This window comes from Phenylobacterium sp. (genome assembly GCF_044358365.1).
GTDB lineage: Bacteria > Pseudomonadota > Alphaproteobacteria > Caulobacterales > Caulobacteraceae > Phenylobacterium.
Genome location: NZ_JBIKNZ010000002.1, coordinates 44,658 through 61,517 on the forward strand (window position 1 = coordinate 44,658; position 16,860 = coordinate 61,517).

17 protein-coding genes are annotated in these 16,860 nt (G+C 65.2%); 13 read left to right on the forward strand and 4 right to left on the reverse strand.

Annotated elements, in window-relative coordinates; all coding sequences use genetic code 11:
* Positions 1-4 precede the first annotated feature (4 nt).
* The gene (locus ACIQ3B_RS00960) at positions 5-298 is read left to right on the forward strand and encodes a hypothetical protein (protein ID WP_397399248.1); all 294 of its coding nucleotides are present in this window, start codon (positions 5-7) and stop codon (positions 296-298) included.
* A 169-nt stretch (positions 299-467) separates the two neighbouring features.
* Here the strand turns inward: ACIQ3B_RS00960 and ACIQ3B_RS00965 are convergent, their stop codons facing one another.
* Positions 468-1,055, reverse strand: coding sequence for a pyridoxamine 5'-phosphate oxidase family protein (locus tag ACIQ3B_RS00965; protein WP_397399250.1), 588 nt, complete (start codon positions 1,053-1,055; stop codon positions 468-470).
* Positions 1,056-1,149: 94 nt separating this feature from the next.
* Between ACIQ3B_RS00965 and prfA the strand changes: the two genes are divergently transcribed.
* The 5 genes from prfA (at position 1,150) to ACIQ3B_RS00990 (ending at position 6,190) form a co-directional block, all read left to right on the forward strand.
* Entirely contained in the window at positions 1,150-2,226 is a 1,077-nt protein-coding gene (gene prfA, locus ACIQ3B_RS00970) for a peptide chain release factor 1 (protein WP_397399252.1), read from the forward strand.
* Between the two features lie 525 nt (positions 2,227-2,751).
* Entirely contained in the window at positions 2,752-3,525 is a 774-nt protein-coding gene (locus tag ACIQ3B_RS00975) for an MOSC domain-containing protein (protein WP_397399254.1), read from the forward strand.
* Positions 3,522-4,391 carry a peptide chain release factor N(5)-glutamine methyltransferase gene (gene prmC, locus ACIQ3B_RS00980; RefSeq protein WP_397399256.1) on the forward strand — a complete coding sequence of 290 codons (870 nt, stop codon included), beginning with the start codon at positions 3,522-3,524 and terminating at the stop codon, positions 4,389-4,391. Before ACIQ3B_RS00975 ends, prmC begins: the two co-directional genes overlap by 4 nt.
* A 265-nt stretch (positions 4,392-4,656) precedes the next feature.
* On the forward strand, positions 4,657-5,637 hold the full coding sequence (locus tag ACIQ3B_RS00985) for a DUF4167 domain-containing protein (RefSeq protein WP_397399258.1): 981 nt from the start codon (positions 4,657-4,659) through the stop codon (positions 5,635-5,637).
* 61 nt (positions 5,638-5,698) lie between these two features.
* Complete coding sequence (locus ACIQ3B_RS00990) at positions 5,699-6,190, forward strand: Fur family transcriptional regulator (RefSeq protein WP_397399260.1); 492 nt, start codon at positions 5,699-5,701, stop codon at positions 6,188-6,190.
* A 22-nt stretch (positions 6,191-6,212) separates the two neighbouring features.
* Here ACIQ3B_RS00990 and ACIQ3B_RS00995 read toward each other — a convergent pair whose 3' ends face one another.
* A complete protein-coding gene (locus ACIQ3B_RS00995) occupies positions 6,213-7,043 on the reverse strand; it encodes an RcnB family protein (protein ID WP_397399262.1) in 831 nt (276 codons plus the stop codon).
* A gap of 140 nt (positions 7,044-7,183) precedes the next feature.
* On the opposite strand from ACIQ3B_RS00995, the gene ACIQ3B_RS01000 reads away from it, so the two are divergent.
* The 5 genes from ACIQ3B_RS01000 to ACIQ3B_RS01020 all read left to right on the forward strand — a co-directional run bounded on the left by ACIQ3B_RS01000 (position 7,184) and on the right by ACIQ3B_RS01020 (position 10,466).
* Positions 7,184-7,726, forward strand: a complete 543-nt coding sequence (locus ACIQ3B_RS01000) for a DUF924 family protein (protein ID WP_397399264.1) — start codon at positions 7,184-7,186, stop codon at positions 7,724-7,726.
* A gap of 95 nt (positions 7,727-7,821) precedes the next feature.
* Positions 7,822-8,667 (forward strand): thymidylate synthase, encoded by an 846-nt coding sequence (locus ACIQ3B_RS01005; protein ID WP_397399266.1) that lies wholly within the window; start codon positions 7,822-7,824, stop codon positions 8,665-8,667.
* 2 nt (positions 8,668-8,669) lie between these two features.
* Positions 8,670-8,981, forward strand: a complete 312-nt coding sequence (locus ACIQ3B_RS01010; RefSeq protein ID WP_397399268.1) for a phosphoribosyl-ATP pyrophosphohydrolase — start codon at positions 8,670-8,672, stop codon at positions 8,979-8,981.
* A gap of 9 nt (positions 8,982-8,990) precedes the next feature.
* Entirely contained in the window at positions 8,991-9,509 is a 519-nt protein-coding gene (locus ACIQ3B_RS01015) for a dihydrofolate reductase (protein ID WP_397399270.1), read from the forward strand.
* Positions 9,510-9,554: 45 nt separating this feature from the next.
* Positions 9,555-10,466: an SMP-30/gluconolactonase/LRE family protein gene (locus tag ACIQ3B_RS01020; RefSeq protein WP_397399272.1), complete on the forward strand. Its 912-nt coding sequence runs from the start codon at positions 9,555-9,557 to the stop codon at positions 10,464-10,466.
* Here the strand turns inward: ACIQ3B_RS01020 and ACIQ3B_RS01025 are convergent.
* A complete protein-coding gene (locus tag ACIQ3B_RS01025) occupies positions 10,456-10,587 on the reverse strand; it encodes a hypothetical protein (RefSeq protein ID WP_397399274.1) in 132 nt (43 codons plus the stop codon). The genes ACIQ3B_RS01020 and ACIQ3B_RS01025 overlap by 11 nt on opposite strands.
* Positions 10,588-10,837: 250 nt before the next feature.
* Between ACIQ3B_RS01025 and ACIQ3B_RS01030 the strand changes: the two genes are divergently transcribed.
* Positions 10,838-13,921 carry a TonB-dependent receptor domain-containing protein gene (locus tag ACIQ3B_RS01030; RefSeq protein ID WP_397399276.1) on the forward strand — a complete coding sequence of 1,028 codons (3,084 nt, stop codon included), beginning with the start codon at positions 10,838-10,840 and terminating at the stop codon, positions 13,919-13,921.
* Between the two features lie 55 nt (positions 13,922-13,976).
* Complete coding sequence (gene ggt, locus ACIQ3B_RS01035) at positions 13,977-15,746, forward strand: gamma-glutamyltransferase (protein WP_397399278.1); 1,770 nt, start codon at positions 13,977-13,979, stop codon at positions 15,744-15,746.
* A gap of 13 nt (positions 15,747-15,759) precedes the next feature.
* On the opposite strand, the gene ACIQ3B_RS01040 is transcribed toward ggt, so the two are convergent.
* Positions 15,760-16,860 carry an NADH:flavin oxidoreductase gene (locus tag ACIQ3B_RS01040; RefSeq protein ID WP_397399280.1) on the reverse strand — a complete coding sequence of 367 codons (1,101 nt, stop codon included), beginning with the start codon at positions 16,858-16,860 and terminating at the stop codon, positions 15,760-15,762.

Here is a 16,860-nt window from a genome sequence, read left to right on the forward strand (position 1 = left end):
GAAAATGTCTGCAGACGGCAACTGGAAGATCACAATCAACACGCCGATGGGCGCGCGCACGATGGATGTCACCATCGCCACCAGCGGCGCCACCTTCACGGGCAAGGTCGACAGCGACATGGGCTCGCAGGAAGTCACGGGCGCCGTCGACGGCGACACCCTGACCTGGAACACCGAAATCACCAGCCCGATGCCGATGAAGCTCGACTTCTCGGCCAAGGTCGAGGGTGACAACATGAGCGGCAACGTGAAGCTCGGCATGTTCGGCAACGCCGCCCTGACCGGCGTCCGCGCCTAGAGCCTGTCCGGTTCAGATGGAACCATCTGAACCGGATAAACAGGCTCGTTATCATATGTTTAGAGCACGACGGGCGCTTGAACCGGTATCCACTTCAAGCTGTCGCGCTCTAGGAAACAGTCGCGCTTAAGCGCGGTGAGGCCCCCTCCGGCGACGGAGGGGGCCTTTTCTATGGCCGACGGCGTGGCGGGGTCACGTCCGCGAAGTCCGGATAGGTTTTCCAACGCGGCTCGTCAGCCGTTACGCCTGCCTGAGGCGTATCCGACGACGCACGGCCTGTAGAGACATCGGGGATGTATCTCGGGCAGTTGGGAAAGATGTCGGTTGGCGTCACCCTGACCAGTAACTGCGCGCCCGGGATCTCCGCCATCAGGGGATCGTCCGAGACGACGTCAGCCCGGCCGTTCACCCTCAGCCGGGCCGGGCGCTCGGTCATGGAGATGAACAGCAGTCCTACATGCGGATTGGCCAGGATGTTGCCGTGGCTTTTGAACATGCCGTTGCCATCGTAGTCGGGAAACACCAGCAGGTCTGGGGCGACGACGCGTGCGAACCCCGGCGCGCCACCCTTGAAGGAGCAGTCCGGTCGCCCGTCGGCATCTGCTGTGGCCAGGAAGAAGAAGGGCTGCGCGGCGATGAATGTCGCATCAGCCTCGCTGAACACGTTGCGTCCGAGTTTTTCCGCCAACCGATCGGCCAGGGCCCGACTGCCGAACGCGTCCTGCAGTGCGCGGTTGCCTGGGTGATAGTCTGGCATGTCAGATCTCCCGGTCTGGTCGGATCATGATAACCTAAATTGTCGTGGCGGCATTGCTGAGCTAGAGACACGCCCCGCCCTCAGGACAACCCCCTTGCGACTTCCCCAGGCCCGACTCGATCAGGTGCTCGACCGTTTCCGCGAGATCGAGGCGCGCATGGGCGCGGCCAAGGACGGCGCCGAGATCGTCCGCCTGTCCAAGGAGCACGCCGAGCTGAAGCCGGTGGCCGACGCGGTGATGGCGCTGGAACGCGTGAAGGCCGAGGCCCCCGAACTTGAGGAGATGGCCGCCGCCGGCGATCCCGAGATGGCCCAGATGGCGCGCGACGAGCTGGAGGCGCTGAAGGAAAAGCTGCCCGCGCTGGAGCGCGAGGTCGCCCTTCTGCTAGCCCCGAAAGACCGGGACGAGAACGCCTCGGCTATTCTGGAAGTCAGGGCCGGCACGGGTGGCGACGAAGCGGCGCTGTTCGCCGGCGACCTGTTCCGGATGTACCAGCGCTATGCCCAGTCCCAGGGCTGGCGGGTGGAGATCGACAGCCTCTCCGAGGGCGAGATGGGCGGCTTCAAGGAAATCGTGGCCGCCGTCACCGGCGACGGCGTTTTCGGTCGGTTGAAGTTCGAAAGCGGTGTTCACAGGGTCCAGCGGGTGCCGGCCACCGAAGCCCAGGGCCGCATCCATACCTCTGCGGCCACGGTCGCCGTTCTGCCCGAGCCGGAGGAAGTGGAGATCGAGATCCGCGATCAGGACCTGCGCATCGACACCTATCGCTCGTCAGGAGCCGGCGGACAGCACGTCAACAAGACCGATTCCGCCGTTCGCATCACTCACCTGCCCAGTGGGATCGTGGTGACGTCGTCGGAAAAGTCGCAGCACCAGAACCGCGCCCGCGCCATGAAGGCGCTGAAGGTGAAGCTGTACGACCAGCAACGCGAAGCCCTGGATACCGCGCGCTCGGATGCCCGGAAGAGCCAGGTCGGGTCCGGCGACCGTTCGGAGCGCATCCGTACCTACAACTTCCCCCAGGGACGCGTCACCGACCACCGGATCAACCTGACGCTCTACAATCTTGCCAAGGTGATGGAAGGCGACGCTCTGGACGACGTGATCAAACCGCTGATCGCCGAGGATCAGGCCGCGCGACTGGCCGCGCTCGAGGACGAGTTTGGCTAGAGCCCGACAGCTTGAAGCAGATACCGGTTCAAGCGCCCGTCGCGCTCCAAATGTATGAAAGCGAGCCCGTCCCGGGCTTGCCCAAACGTCCGCAGTCCCCGATTGTGACTCTTGGTCAACCCTCGAACCGAGACTTGGAAATGCGCTTGGCAGTAACGCTCGCCATTGTTTCCCTGTTCGCCACGACAGCCTTGGCGGCTGATCCCCAGCAGACTGCGACGCCCAGAAGGCGACAGGGGTTTCAGGCGTCACGGTAACCGGCGCCCCCGCGGCTCCGAAGGCCGAAGACCCGCTGGTCTGCCGCTCATCGCCCACCAGCGGCTCACGGGTTCGGGCGACCAAGATCTGTAAGAAGCGCAGTGAGTGGACCGCCGACGCAAAGGCGCGGGGACGTGGAAATCAGGACATCAGGATCGAAGGGTGCGACAGCGGCGGAAGCAACTGCGGCATCAGCGACAGACCACCCGGCTGACCGCTCACCGGGCCAGCTTGCAGAGACCCCGGAATTCCGTCAGAAGCGCCGCCATGAACGGTCATGTTGCAGCGATCTTTCGCCACCCTATCAAGGGCTTCACACCCGAGGGCCTGAATCAGATCGCCCTGGCCCCCGATGAGGGGCTCGCGATGGACCGGGTGTGGGCGGTTGAGAACGGACCATCGGGGTATAACCCGGACGCGCCAAGCTTCACACCCAAGCAGAAGTTCACGGTGTTGGCGGCCATCCCCCGCGTTGCAGCCGTCCGGACCCGCCTGGATGACTTGACCGGCGCCCTGACCGCCCAGGCTCCTGGGACGGAAACCTTTTCGGGCCGTCTGGCCGAAGCCGCTGACCGGGAAGCTTTTGCGATCTGGCTGACCGGCGTCCTGGGCGACGAGGCGCGCGGACCTCTGAAAGTGGTGGATGCACGCGGGACCTTCCGGTTCACCGACCATCCGAAGGGCCAGGTCTCCATCGTCAATATGGCCAGCGTCCGCGATCTGTCGGCGAAGATGGGTGTGGAGCTGGACCCGATGCGCTTTCGCGCCAACCTCTACGTCGAAGGTTGGCCCGCCTGGGTGGAGAATGACTGGGAGGATCGCGACCTGATGCTGGGCTGGGCCCGGGCCCGGGTGTTCAAGCCGATCGTTCGCTGTGCGGCGACCCATGTGGACCCCACCACGGCGGTCGCCGATCTGGATGTCGTGAAGGCGTTGTTCGACAGTTACGGTCACATGTTTTGCGGAATCTACGTCCACGTCACGGCGGCGGGAACTGTGGGTCTGGGCGATGCCGTCACCGAACCCGAGGTCCGATCGTGAGCCTGACGCTGGTCAAGGCGTGGGGCCAGGCCAAGGCACGGCTTCAGGCCGCCGGCCTGAATGGACCCGTCATCGACGCCCGGCTTCTGGTCGAGGCCGCCGCCGACGCCACCAGGGTCGATATTGTCACCGATCCCCATCGGCTGCTGACCGCGGAGCAGGAAGCAACGCTAGACAGCTATCTGTCTCGCCGGGAACACCGCGAACCGGCCAGCCATATTCTAGGTCGCAAGGGCTTCTGGAAGATCATGCTCAACGTCACTTCCGACGTACTGACGCCGAGGCCCGACACCGAAACCGTCGTCGAGTTTTCGCTGCGCGAGTTTCCGGAGCATGCCGCCTGGTCGATTCTCGATCTGGGGATCGGATCTGGCGCCATCTTGCTTGCGCTGCTGGCAGAACGTCCGGCCGCACGCGGTTTGGGTATCGACATCTCCGAGGACGCTCTGGCCGTCGCCCGCGACAACGCTGCCGCCCTTGGCCTGGCAAGCCGCATCGCCCTTCTGCGCAGCGACTGGACGGCAGGTCTCGGTGAGAACCTGTTCGATCTGGTGGTGTCCAATCCGCCCTACATCGCCAATCACGTCATCGATACCCTGGAGCCGGAGGTACGCGATCACGAGCCCCGGATCGCCCTTGAAGGCGGCCCTGACGGGCTCGATCACTACCGCGTGCTTGCGCCGGAGATCCTGCGTGTACTCAAGCCCGGCGGTCGCTTCGCCGTGGAGATCGGCTACGACCAGAAGGCCGAGGTCGAAGCACTGTTCCGGGCCGCCGGCGCCGAAGGCGTCCAGACCATCCGTGATCTCGCGGACCGGGACAGGGTGGTGGCCGGAATGAAAAAGGCCTTGGAAACAGCCGTCTGACTCGCTACACGTCTCCTCGTCTCCACCCAAATTCGTCAGTGTTGCCGGTAGATGCGTCCCCATGAAGGACGCCCGCCCGACCCGACAGGCGCGACGCTTCCTCAAAAAGGCCTCTCGCTGACGAGCTCCAGGGCGGAAGACGGGGAACACAAACGTCTTCAACAATCTGATCGGGCAAGATGCTCGCCAAGCTGAAGGCAAGGCCGCCGAACTGGCGCTCAGGAAAGAGCCTAACGGTTTTCAAAATATGAGAGATTTCAAGGGTATGAAGCGCCAACGTGGGCGCAATCGGGGCGGCGGCGGCGGCGGGGGCAATATGAAGCCCACGCAGAACGCCAACCGGGCCTTCGATTCCAACGGCCCCGAGGGCGTGAAGGTGCGGGGCAACCCGCAGCACGTCTTCGAAAAATACCAGCAGCTGGCGCGGGACGCCAACGCCGCCGGCGACCGGGTTCTGGGGGAAAACTACCTCCAGCACGCCGAACACTATTTCCGCCTTCTGCGCGCAATCCAGCCCAACCGGCCGGCCAGTGAGATTCTGGGGCGCGACCACTTCTCGTCCGGCTACGATATCGATTTCGAAGACGAGACCGGTCAGGCCCAGGCTCTGGCCGCTGATGAGGCCGCCACAGCCGCCGGCGAACCCGTTGAAGATGGCGAGATCCGCGATCAGAACCGCCCTCGCGACCGCAGCGACTGGCAACCCCGTGAGGATCGCCCAAGGGATGATCGCCCCCGCGAGGACCGCAACCGCGATGACCGTCCGCGTGACGACCGACCGCGCAACGACGGGCCCGGCAACGGCAACCGTGAGCGCTTTGGCCGCGACAACAACCGTGATCGGGATCGCAACAGAAATCGTGATGATCGCCCCCGTGAGGATCGTCCCAGGGATGATCGGCCGCGCGATGACAGACCCCGCGCAGAAGGTGACGAGGTGCGTCGCGAGGAGCCCCGCCGCGAACGCTATGACCGCCAGGATCGTGGCGACCGTCCGGATCGTACCGAGCGCGAGCCGGCCCCGGTTGTCACAGCACAGGCCGTTGATGCGCCGGAGCCGCGCGGCGCCATGCTGCGGGATTCCGACGGCGGGGCCAGCCATGCGCCAGCCTTCCTGCAGGCTCGGCCAGCGCCAGCTCCAAGCATCGAGGCAGATGTCGAAAAGCCCGTGCGCGTTCGTCGGCGCAAGCCCAAGACCTTTGAGGGCGGCGAGAGCCCCGGTGCGCCTGAGACCAAAGACGCCTGAGCTTGGATGGCGCTAGGTATCCGGGTTGCGGATGACGGCTGAACTGAGGTAGCTGAGGGTCATGACGGACACCTGCGACCATCACGGCCAGCACGTGCATCACGGGCTCAAGGACGTCGCGCTCAGCCATGCCCTCGACGCCGCCAGCGACCGCTGCGCGGCGGCGCAGGAGCGCTTCACGCCGCCGCGTCGGCGCGCGCTCGAATTGTTGCTGCAGGCAGACGCCCCGCTCAAGGCCTACGACCTGATCGCCGCATTCGGCGCTGGGGGCCAGGCGGCAAAGCCGCCTACAGTCTATCGCGCACTTGAGTTCCTGGAACGACTGGGGTTCGTTCACCGGATCGAGAGCCTGAACGCCTATGTGCCCTGCCGCCTGGAGGGCGGGCACGCGGCAGCGTTCCTGATCTGCGACTGCTGCGGCGAGGCCGAGGAATTCGCCCCCGACTTCGCCGCCCAGCTTTCGGCCGCCGAGGCCGCCGGCTATGCTGTTCGTCGGGTGACGCTTGAAGCCAGAGGCCTTTGCGCCGCCTGCCAACAGAGCGTGACAGCCTGAAACGGACAGGCTTGAGGGCTGACTACCAGAAGATGTTACGAACCACCTGCACGACGCGACCGGTGTACTCATCCACCAGCAGGGCGTCGTAGCCTAGCCGCACCCACTCATAGCCTGGCGGCGACCAGGGAAGATCGTACCGCCAGGGATCCGAAAGCCAGGAGCCGGACCCGTACCAGTTCCGCGGCAGAAAATCGCCGAAGGACCAGTTGTGGGCGTAGTAGCCGCTGGGCGGCCGCCAGGCGTATCGATAGCGATAGGGACTGAAGTAGACCGACGGATACCGTCCCCGCTCCCAGCGCTGGCCGCGGTCGTAGCGATCACCGCGATGGCGGCCATTGTCGCTCCGGTCCCAGCTTCGGCGGTCATCCCCGCGACCGCTGTAGTCGCCGCTGCGGCCACGGTGATCGTCGCCGCGATCGGATCCGCGTCCGCGCCTGTCATCCTCGCGCGCCTCGTCCAGGCGGTCATTGCCCAGCGTCCAGGGGCCAGGACGTCCCACCGAGTCGCCGTAGATGCTTCCACCTTGCCGCCCGCCGTCACCTCGCGCACGGACCTGCGGCGCAGCTGGCGCCTGAGCGGGTTCCCCGGCCGTTGGCGGCGTGGGAGCTTCTCGCGCGCCACGGCCACGCCAATCGGATGAGGGGTTGTCGCCGCCCGGTCTGTCCGGACCGAAACGATCCCCGCGAGCGGGCATATCCTGATGATGCTCCCGGTCCTGGCGCTCATAGCTGCGCTCCGTGCGCGGGGCCTTCGCACGTTCGGGGCTGTCCGGCTCGTCGCGCTGTAGGGCCAGCACAGGCGAGGCCTGGGCCAGCAGCACGATCGCCAGAGCGGTCATCGCCGACTTCATGTCATTCAACATCCAACTTGGACCGCAACCTGCGGCCCGGTTGTCCCCTTGCGCACAGGATGCGCACCGTGCGGGTGAACCTTGCTTGAACGAACCCGCCCTTCAGTTCTAGTCAGGACCGACAAAACAAGGAGCCGGTCTTGGCCGCAACACCCAATGACGTGCTGGGATTCTGGCGCAATGCCGGGCCTCAGAAGTGGTTCGTCAAGAACGAGCGTTTCGACGGCGCCATCCGGCTGAAGTTCGAGCCGGTGCATTATCGCGCCGCCTGCGGCGAGTACGACAGCTGGATGCTGACGCCGGAGGGATCACTGGCCCTGCTCATCCTGCTCGACCAGTTCCCCCGCAACCTCTATCGCGGCTCGGCTCACAGCTACGCCACCGATCCGAAAGCGCTGACCATCGCGCGGACGGCCACCGACCGGGGCTGGCACAAGGTTGTGGAGGAGGATATGCGCCAGTTCTTCATCCTGCCCTTCGAACATTCCGAAACCCTCGCCGACCAGGATCGCGGTGTCCGACTTGCAGAGGAGCTGGGCGACTCGGAGCTCGTGAAGTGGGCGAAAATCCACCGCGACATTATCGCCCGCTTCGGCCGCTTTCCCCATCGCAATCCCTGCCTCGGGCGGACCAATACCGCAGAGGAGCAAGTATTCCTCGATGGTGGCGGGTTCCCGGGCTGAGCCGCTGACCTCTGTGGGTATCCCGGAAGCGGCTGTGGATGCGAGGCCCTCAGGCCATTTCGCCTGAACCCGAATCGGCGCTCAACTGATTCGGCATGAACGCGCCCGTCACTCCTGCCAGTCTGGGTCTTGCCCCTGCCGATCATCCCGAGCGGCAGTACCTCGACCTGCTGGCCGATATCCTTGCCAATGGTGTTAAGCGCGGCGACCGGACGGGCACCGGCACCTTGGGCGTCTTTGGCCGCCAGATGCGGTTTGACCTGGCCAAGGGCTTCCCACTCCTCACCACCAAGAAACTGCATCGCAAGTCGATCATCCTCGAACTGCTGTGGTTCCTGCGCGGCGACACCAATGTGCGTTGGCTGCAGGAACGCGGCGTGTCCATCTGGAATGAATGGGCCGACGCAGAGGGTGAACTCGGCCCTGTCTACGGCAAGCAGTGGCGCTCATGGGCGGCGCCCGACGGTCGGGTCATCGACCAGATCGCTGCGGTCGTTCAGAGCCTGAGGAGTAACCCCAACAGCCGCCGCCATATAGTCTCGGCCTGGAACCCCGCCGATGTGGACGACATGGCCCTTCCGCCCTGCCATTGCCTGTTCCAGTTCTTCGTGGCCGAAGGGAAACTCAGCTGCCAGCTCTACCAGCGCTCGGCCGACGTCTTTCTGGGCGTGCCGTTCAACATTGCCAGCTACGCCCTGCTGACGCTGATGATGGCGAAGGTGACCGGCTATGAACCAGGCGAGTTCGTCCATACGCTGGGCGATGCGCACCTCTATCTGAACCACCTGGATCAGGCGAAGCTACAACTCAGCCGCGAGCCCTTGCCGCTTCCGACCCTGCTTGTGGCCGACAAGGAAGACCTGCTGGCCTTCGACTACGAAGACTTCCGGCTGGAGGGCTACACGGCCCACCCGTCCATCGCCGCACCGATTGCGGTCTAGTGGTGACTGCGGCTCTGACCCTGACCGGCGTGTCGGACGCCGCCGAACAGATCTCCGACATCTATGCGGGAAAGTACGACATCAACCGCGATGACGACTGGTTCCTGCTCAAGCTGCAGGAAGAGCTGGGTGAACTGTCGCAGGCGCATCTGCGGCTCTCCGGTCGCGGTCGCGGGACCGCCACGGAACAGGATCGGGGCGATGAAGCCGCCGACGTCCTGTGCATGCTGCTGCTCTACTGCCGCCGCTTCGGCATCGACCCGGAGGAGGCCGTGCGTCGCAAGTGGTTGTCCTGGCTGGAGCCGACGGCCTAAGACGATCCCATGTCACCCGCCCTCCTCTCCGCCGGCCCCATCGCCCGCGCCCGCAACGGCGTCATCGGCAGGGGCGGCAAGCTGCCCTGGCGACTGAAGTCCGACATGGCGATCTTCCGGGCCACAACCATGGGCAAGCCGGTGATCATGGGCCGCAAGACCTGGACGAGCCTGCCCAAGAAGCCGCTGATCGGACGCACCAACATCGTGCTCAGCCGCGACGGGTCTTTTGAACCGGTGGGCGCTGTGGTTTGCGAAGATTTCTCGGATGCGCTGTCCATCGCCCGTGAGCAGGCCGAGGAAGACGGGGTCAATGAGGTCTGTGTGATCGGCGGCGCCTCGATCTTCGAGATCGCCCTGACCAAGGCCCGGCGACTGTACCTCACCGAGGTCGACGCCGACGTCGAGGGTGACGTCTTCCTCCCCCCCATCGACGAAAGCCGCTGGACCGAGGTTCGCTCTCAGCGCTACGAGGCCGGCGAAGACGACGAGTATGCGTTTACCTTCCGGGTGCTGGAACGCCGCTGATCTGGCGCTAAGGTCGCCCTCAAGTACAAATCGGAGGAGCGCCCCATGGATTTCGAACTGGTCTGCGAAGGTCTGGAGTTTCCAGAGGGGCCGATCGCCATGAACGATGGCTCGGTGATCCTCACCGAGATCAAGGGTCAGCGGTTGACGCGGGTGAGGCCAGACGGATCAAAAGAGCTGGTTGTCGAGACCGGCGGCGGCCCCAACGGCGCAGCCATCGGCCCGGATGGCGCCATCTACATCACCAACAACGGCGGCGCGTTCCAGTGGCTGGACAATGCCGGCATGACGATCCCGGGACCCACCCCGGCGTCGCACACCGGTGGATCGATCCAGCGCTACGACCTGGCGACCGGGGCGCTGACCACCGTCTACGACAGCTGCGACGGGCGCCGCCTGATCGGCCCCAACGACCTGGTTTTCGACAAGGCCGGCGGCATGTGGTTCTCCGACCACGGCTGTTCGACGCCCGAGGGGCGCAAGTTCGGCGGCATCTACCACGCCAGGGTCGACGGCAGCCACATCAGCCGCCAGCGCGACTACATCATCAGCCCGAACGGCATCGGCCTGTCACCGGACGAGAAGACCGTCTACCTCGCCGACACCCAGTTGGGCCGACTATGGTCGTTCGACGTCGCGGCGCCGGGGGAACTGGCGCCCGCCGCCGGGTTCGCAACCGGGAATGTCGTCTGCAACCTGCCGGGCTACCAACTGCTGGACAGCCTGGCGGTAGAGGCCGGCGGCAAGGTCTGTGTGGCCACCATCATCAACGGCGGGATCACAGCCTTTGACCCGTCCGGTACGACCGAGCACTACGCCTTCCCGGACCTGATCATCACCAACATCTGCTTCGGCGGGCCGGACATGATGACAGCCTGGATCACCGCCTCGGCGACTGGAAAGCTGTTCAGGGCGAAGTGGCCAAGGCCGGGGCTGAAGCTGAACTTCAACGGGTGAAGCCATGGATGGCGTCAGTCTTGTCGTCCTGGGTGTCGGTGCTGGCATCATCCTGGTGGTGATATTGCTGGCGAGCCGTGCCCGCCCTTTCCGTGGAACTCGCCGCAGTGGCGCGGATCATGAAGCCGGCGCCTGGACATGGATCGGCGCTGACCACCGGCACTCAGGCAAAACCGACCATGGCGGGAATGATAGTGGCAGTGATGGGGGCGGCAGCGGCAGCGACTGATCTACGCCGCGCCACGCCGCCAAGGCCTGGCGGCGTTTTCTGGATCGCGCTGAATACTCACTTGAACTGAAATCCTGAACTTGCTCAAACCCCCCCGACAGACGCGCCAAGCGTCGGGGGATATTGGGGGAATTCAAACATCATGGTCATGACGTCGCGCGGTCGAGCCGCATTGCTTGCCACGAGCGCCTTGTGCGCCTTCGCCAGTTCGTCGGCGCCTGCCCTGGCGCAGACCGGCTCCGAACAGAATACAGTCGACGAGATCGTCGTCGTTGGCTCGCAGATCCAGGGGTCTAAGGTCACCGCCGCGCTGCCGGTGACCCTGTTGACCGCCGAGCAGATCCAGGGCGCAGCCGCTGGTTCCGGCGACGAACTTTTCCGCACCATCCCGCAAGCGGGCAATGTGACCTTCAACTCCAGCTTCCTGCCAGGGTCCTCGAACTCTGCCCGGGGCGATGTCAACTCGATCAGCCTGCGAAATCTCGGCGCGGGCAACACCCTGGTGCTGATCAATGGGCGGCGGACGGTCTACCACCCGACGACCCAGGCTGAATCGCTGGTTCCGACCTTCACCTACAACACCAACGCCATTCCGGTTGCGGGCCTGAAGAGCATCGAAGTTCTGCGCGATGGCGCCGCGGCGATCTATGGCACCGATGCGGTAGCCGGGGTCATCAATACAGTCCTGCGGGATGATCTCGACGGCGGGCAAGTCGAGGCGCAGTACGGCACGGCCCCCGGCGCCAACCTGCGCGAAGGCCGCCTGACCGGCGTCTATGGCAAGAATTTCAGTGAAGGCCGCGGCAACATCACGGTCTTCGGGTCTCTGGAGAAACGCTCCGCCCTGCTGGCGTCTGACCAGGACTACACGGCCTCATCCAACCGCCAGTCGCTGTTCGCCGGCACCGAATTCGCCACCACGGTCGGCCTCGACAACCGCGCGGCGACCTCGGGCTTCGGCGCCTTCCAGGCCGTCGGCGTGACAAGCGCGATCCGCCAGGGCACGACAGCGATCACTGGTTCCACTGGCATCTTCCACACCTCGCCGCAGTCAGTGACCTGCACGGTGGCGATCGGCCCCGCACTCTGCGTTGTGCCGGGCGCATTCAACACCACGACCGACCGCGCCTTCCGCCCTGATACTATCGCCCAGACCAAGTCCTCGGTGATCCCCCAGGCCGACCGGGCCAACCTGTTTGTGACCGGCCACTACGACATCAACGACGACGTCACGGTCTTCGGCGAGGCCGGCTACTACCGTGCTCGCACCGAGGGGAATGTCTCCGGCTTCAACGCTGTCACGACATCGCCGGTAATCTCCATCGGGCCGAACGCCTTCTTCAACCCGTTCGGCGCCACGACGCTGGCCAATGGCCAGCCGAACCCGAACCGGCTCGCGAACCTGGTGGGCGTGCCGACCACAGGGTTGCGGTTGACCTTCAACTCCTACGGCCTTCTGGACCTGGGCGCTTCGCAGGTGGTCGTGACCAACGACCAGTATCGGGTCCTGGGCGGGCTGAAGGGCAAGAAGTTCGGCTTCAGATGGGAAAGCGCCGCCCTCTATTCCGAGGCGACGGTGGACGACCTGTCGTACGCCCTCAACGGCACGGCCTTCTCCGCGGCGGTCAATCGTACAACATCCGACGCCTACAATCCGTTCAACGGCATCGGCGCAGGGGCGGACCTTGTCACCGGCGGAGACCAGACGCCGTCCAGTGCTGCGGCCATCGCCGGTCTGGTCACCCCGATCACGCGCTCGAACAAGACCACGCTCGCCTTGTGGGACCTCAAGGTGAGCCGGCCGGACCTGTTGACCATATGGGCCGGTGATATCGGACTCGCTGCCGGCATCGAAGTGCGTCGCGAAACCTATAGCGACAACCGCGACGACAACGTCGACGGGACCATCCCGTACATCGATGCGATCACTGGCCCGATCGTCGGCGCTACGGTGGCGCTCAGCAACATTCCAGGCACCTCGGTATCGCCGGACGTGAGCGGCCGCCGGACCGTGAAGTCCGCCTACGCCGAACTGGCCATACCGCTGGTCTCTCCCGAGATGAACATCCCGCTGGTCAACCGCGTAGAGGTCCAGCTGGCCGGCCGCGCGGAAGACTACAGCGACGTGGGCAGCGTGGCGAAGCCGAAGGTGGCCGCCGCCTGGGACATCGTCCCGGGGTTCCGTCTGCGTGGTTCGTGGTCGCAGGGCTTCAAGGCGCCCAACCTGGAACAGATCAACGTCACCCAGGTCAGCCGCACCAACAACCGCCAGGACTTCTACTTCTGCGAGGCCGACCTGCGCGCCCGGCGGATCACCAGCTTTACCCAGTGCGCCCAGTCCCGGACCACCCGCGCCGTGCGGGCCGGTAACCCCGACCTGAAGCCGGAGACGTCTGAATCTCTGTCGTACGGCATTGTCTTCCAGCCGGAATTCCTGCCGCCGGAATTTGGTCGCCTGATCCTGACCGCTGACATCTGGAAGATCCGCCAGAAAGGCATCGTCGGCCTGTTCGGTGAAGGCAACGCGGTGATCCTCGACTACCTGCTGCGCCTGCAGGGTTCCTCGAACCCGGCAGTGCGTCGCCTGGCGCCGACGCCGGACAACATCGCCGTCTTCGCAGGAACCGGCCTGGCCCCCGTCGGCTTCGTGGACTTCGCCGACGACAAGTACATGAACCAGCTCCCGCAGGTCGCCCAGGGTATCGACCTCGGCGTCAACTATCGGGTCTCCACGGACAGCTTCGGCGATTTCACCCTCGACGTGAACGCCGCACGACTGGACAAGCTCTATCAGTCGCCGACAGACGGCCTTGCGACCCTGATCGCCGCGCGCGCGGCAGGCCAGATCAACGCGGGGACCATAATCACCGGCGGTCAGGACATCGTTGGCCAGAACGGGACGCCGGAATGGCGCGGCACAGGATCGTTCACCTGGCGCAAGGACAGCGTCACGGTGAACTGGTTCTCGACCTACACCGGCAAATACTATGATACCGGGCTGACGTATGCGGCGGGTGGCTTCTACCGGGTGCCCTCGACGTTGGTGCACAACGTGTCGCTGGCCTACGCCGTAGAGGACGGCAAGTACCTGCAGGGCACACGCTTGCTCGTCGGCGCACGCAATGTCTTCGACAAGAACCCGCCGCTCGTGCCCGGTGGCTTTTCGGCCACCGTCTACAATCCCTATGGCCGCTACCTCTACTTCAACGTGAAGAAGTCCTTCTAGCCGCCCTCAATGCGGCGTCTGGCCTCAGGGCTGGACGCCCTTCCGGGAGACATCCATGAGCCACCGCACGCCGGTCCGTTACGCAGGGATTCGTTCCGCCCTTGCGGGCGCTCTCGTACTTTCGCTGGCTGTCGGGCCTCCGGTTCTAGCGCAGGACGAGGCCGCGCCGTCGGCTATCTCAAGAACCGGCGGCGACCTGATTGGCTACCGTTCGATCCACCACCCGGTGATTGGTCGCGACGGCATGGTGGTGGCGCAGAGTCGCACCGCGGCGAGAATCGGCGTGGACATCCTGGCCAAGGGAGGCAATGCGGTCGATGCGGCTGTGGCCGTCGGTCTGGCCGAGACCATGACGCTTCCAAGGGCGGGCAACATCGGCGGGGGGGGCTATATGCTCGTCTACGACGCCGCCTCGAAGAAGACGGTCGCCATCGAATACTACGGCCAGGCGCCGCTGGGTGTGACCCCGGACTTCCTGCTGGGCGCCGACCAGAAGGTCTCCGAGGCCAAGGTCATGTCCTTCAAGGGCGTGACCGTGCCCGGCACTGTGGCCGGCCTCTACGAGGCGCACCGCCGCTTCGGCCGGCTACCATGGGCCCGTCTCGTCCAGCCGGCCATCGACCTGGCCGCGAAGGGCGTGGTCATGACCGACGACGAGGCCGCCGCGCTCGCTCAACGCAGGACAAAGATGGCCCAGGACGCGGCCGGCGCAGCGAAGATCTACCTGCGCAGGGATGGCTCGGCCTACGAGCCCGGCGATGTGATGCGGAATCCGGACCTGGCGTGGACCCTGAAGCAGGTCCAGACGCGCGGCGCCGATGGCTTCTACAAGGGCCCTGTTGCGGATCGGCTGGTCGCCGGGATCAAGGCCGGCGGCGGGATCATCACCCTGCAGGATCTGGCGGCCTACCGCGTCAATGTTCTTGAGCCTGTCTGGTCTGACTATCGGGGCCATCGCATCGCCTACATGCCGCCGACGTCTGCCGCATCCAGCGTGGCGGAGGCCATGAACATCCTGGAGCAATTCCCGGTGGCCGACATGGGACAGGGCAATGTCGCCACCATGCACCTCCTCGCCGAAACGCTGAAGATCGTGAACGTCGACCGCCGCTATTCCGGCGGCGGACCGCAGTGGACCACCCCGGCCCGGGGCATCGCCAGCAAAGCCTTCGCCGCCGAGCGGGCCAAACTGATATCGATGTACAAGTCGCTCGACAGCAAGTCGCTGCCCGGCCTTGACCCGGGGCCCTACGAGAGCCCTGACACCACCCACTTCTCGATAGCGGACCGGGACGGCAACGTTGTGGCCAACACCTACACGCTGACCGCCTCGTTTGGGGCGCACGTGGTCGCGCCCGGAACCGGCTTCCTGCTGAACAATTCACTTGGGAACTTCGACTGGAGCCTGAAGCCGACAAGCCTCGGCAATCGCATCGAGCCGGGCAAGCGAGCTATTTCCACGATCTCGCCGATCATCGTGTTCAAGGACGGCAAACCCTGGGTGGCCACCGGTACGCCCGGCGGCGGCACGATCATCGCCACGATGACCCAGATGCTGAGCAATCTCATCGACTTCAGACTGAACGTCGCAGAGGCCGCGCAGCGCCCGCGGATCTATCAGGCAGGCGTCGACGGACCACTACAGGTGGAGGAGTCCATTCCCCAGGATCTGGTCGCCGGCCTCCAGGCCAAGGGCCATCGGGTTGAACGCTCCCAGATCCTGGGCAGTACCCAGTCGATCATGATCGGGCCGGATGGCGTCATGTACGGCGCGGCCGACACGCGCCGTCCGGACGCCGGCGCAGTAGCGGTGAAGCAGTACTGACCAGGTCTGCCAGTCAGTACAGCGTGGCCATCGCCGACCGGTCGAACGCGGACAGTTCGGCATGGCGACCCTCGCGGATCTTCACCACCCACTCCGGGTCCTGCAGCAGGGCGCGGCCCACGGCGACCATGTCGAAATCGCCGCGGTCCAGCATCTCCTCCAGTCGGTCCAGCGAGGCGGGCTCGGACTTCTCACCCGCATAGCCGCCGATGAAGTCGCCGCTCAGACCCACCGAGCCCACGGTGATCGTGGGAACGCCGGTGATCTTCTTGGTCCAGCCGGCGAAATTCAGGTCCGAACCGTCGAACTCCGGCTCCCAGAAGCGGCGCTGCGAGCAATGGATGACGTCGGCGCCGGCGTCGACCAAGGGGCCGAGCCAGGCTTCCAGCGCCTTGGGATCGTGGGCCAGCTTGACCGTGAAGTCCTGCTGCTTCCACTGGCTGACGCGGATGATCACAGGATAATCCGGTCCTACGGCCTTGCGGACAGCGCGCAGGATGTCGGCGGCGAAGCGGGCGCGACCGGGCAGCTCTTTCGATCCATAGGCGTCTGCGCGGACATTGGTGCCGTCCCAGAAGAACTGATCGATCAGATAGCCGTGGGCGCCGTGGAGCTCGATAGCATCGAAGCCCAGCGCCTTGGCGTTGGCGGCGGCGTCAGCGAAGGCGCGGATCGCGTCGGCGACCTCCTCCTCGCTCATGGGTTCGCCAAACTGCTTGCCCGGGCTGGAATAGCCGGACGGACTGTCATAGGGGCCGGGAGGCTGCCAGGTCTCACTGCGGCTGCGCACCGCGCCGACGTGCCAGAGCTGGGGTGCGATCAGGCCGCCGCCTGCGTGGACTTCATCCACGACACGCTTCCAGGCCGCCAGCTCCGCCTCCCCATGGAACCGCGGGATGTTTGGGTCGTTGAGCGACGCCGGGCGATCCACGCCAGTGCCTTCGGTGATGATCAGACCAACCTGGTTTTCGGCGCGTCGACGATAGTAAGCCGCCACCTCTTCAGTCGCCACGCCGCCCGGAGAGAACGAGCGGGTCATCGGCGCCATGACGACGCGGTTCGGAAGCGTCAGTCCCTTGAATGTGAACGGGGTGAAGAGGACGTCGGAGGCCAT

Coding starts and splice junctions, on each gene's coding strand:
- ACIQ3B_RS00960 (WP_397399248.1), top strand. CDS start 5: ATGTCTGCAGACGGCAACTGGAAGATCACAATCAACACGCCGATGGGC.
- ACIQ3B_RS00965 (WP_397399250.1), bottom strand. CDS start 1,055: ATGCCAGACTATCACCCAGGCAACCGCGCACTGCAGGACGCGTTCGGC.
- ACIQ3B_RS00975 (WP_397399254.1), top strand. CDS start 2,752: ATGAACGGTCATGTTGCAGCGATCTTTCGCCACCCTATCAAGGGCTTC.
- ACIQ3B_RS00985 (WP_397399258.1), top strand. CDS start 4,657: ATGAAGCGCCAACGTGGGCGCAATCGGGGCGGCGGCGGCGGCGGGGGC.
- ACIQ3B_RS00990 (WP_397399260.1), top strand. CDS start 5,699: ATGACGGACACCTGCGACCATCACGGCCAGCACGTGCATCACGGGCTC.
- ACIQ3B_RS00995 (WP_397399262.1), bottom strand. CDS start 7,043: ATGAAGTCGGCGATGACCGCTCTGGCGATCGTGCTGCTGGCCCAGGCC.
- ACIQ3B_RS01005 (WP_397399266.1), top strand. CDS start 7,822: ATGAACGCGCCCGTCACTCCTGCCAGTCTGGGTCTTGCCCCTGCCGAT.
- ACIQ3B_RS01015 (WP_397399270.1), top strand. CDS start 8,991: ATGTCACCCGCCCTCCTCTCCGCCGGCCCCATCGCCCGCGCCCGCAAC.
- ACIQ3B_RS01020 (WP_397399272.1), top strand. CDS start 9,555: ATGGATTTCGAACTGGTCTGCGAAGGTCTGGAGTTTCCAGAGGGGCCG.
- ACIQ3B_RS01025 (WP_397399274.1), bottom strand. CDS start 10,587: ATGATCCGCGCCACTGCGGCGAGTTCCACGGAAAGGGCGGGCACGGCT.
- ACIQ3B_RS01030 (WP_397399276.1), top strand. CDS start 10,838: ATGGTCATGACGTCGCGCGGTCGAGCCGCATTGCTTGCCACGAGCGCC.
- ggt (WP_397399278.1), top strand. CDS start 13,977: ATGAGCCACCGCACGCCGGTCCGTTACGCAGGGATTCGTTCCGCCCTT.
- ACIQ3B_RS01040 (WP_397399280.1), bottom strand. CDS start 16,860: ATGGCCTCCGACGTCCTCTTCACCCCGTTCACATTCAAGGGACTGACG.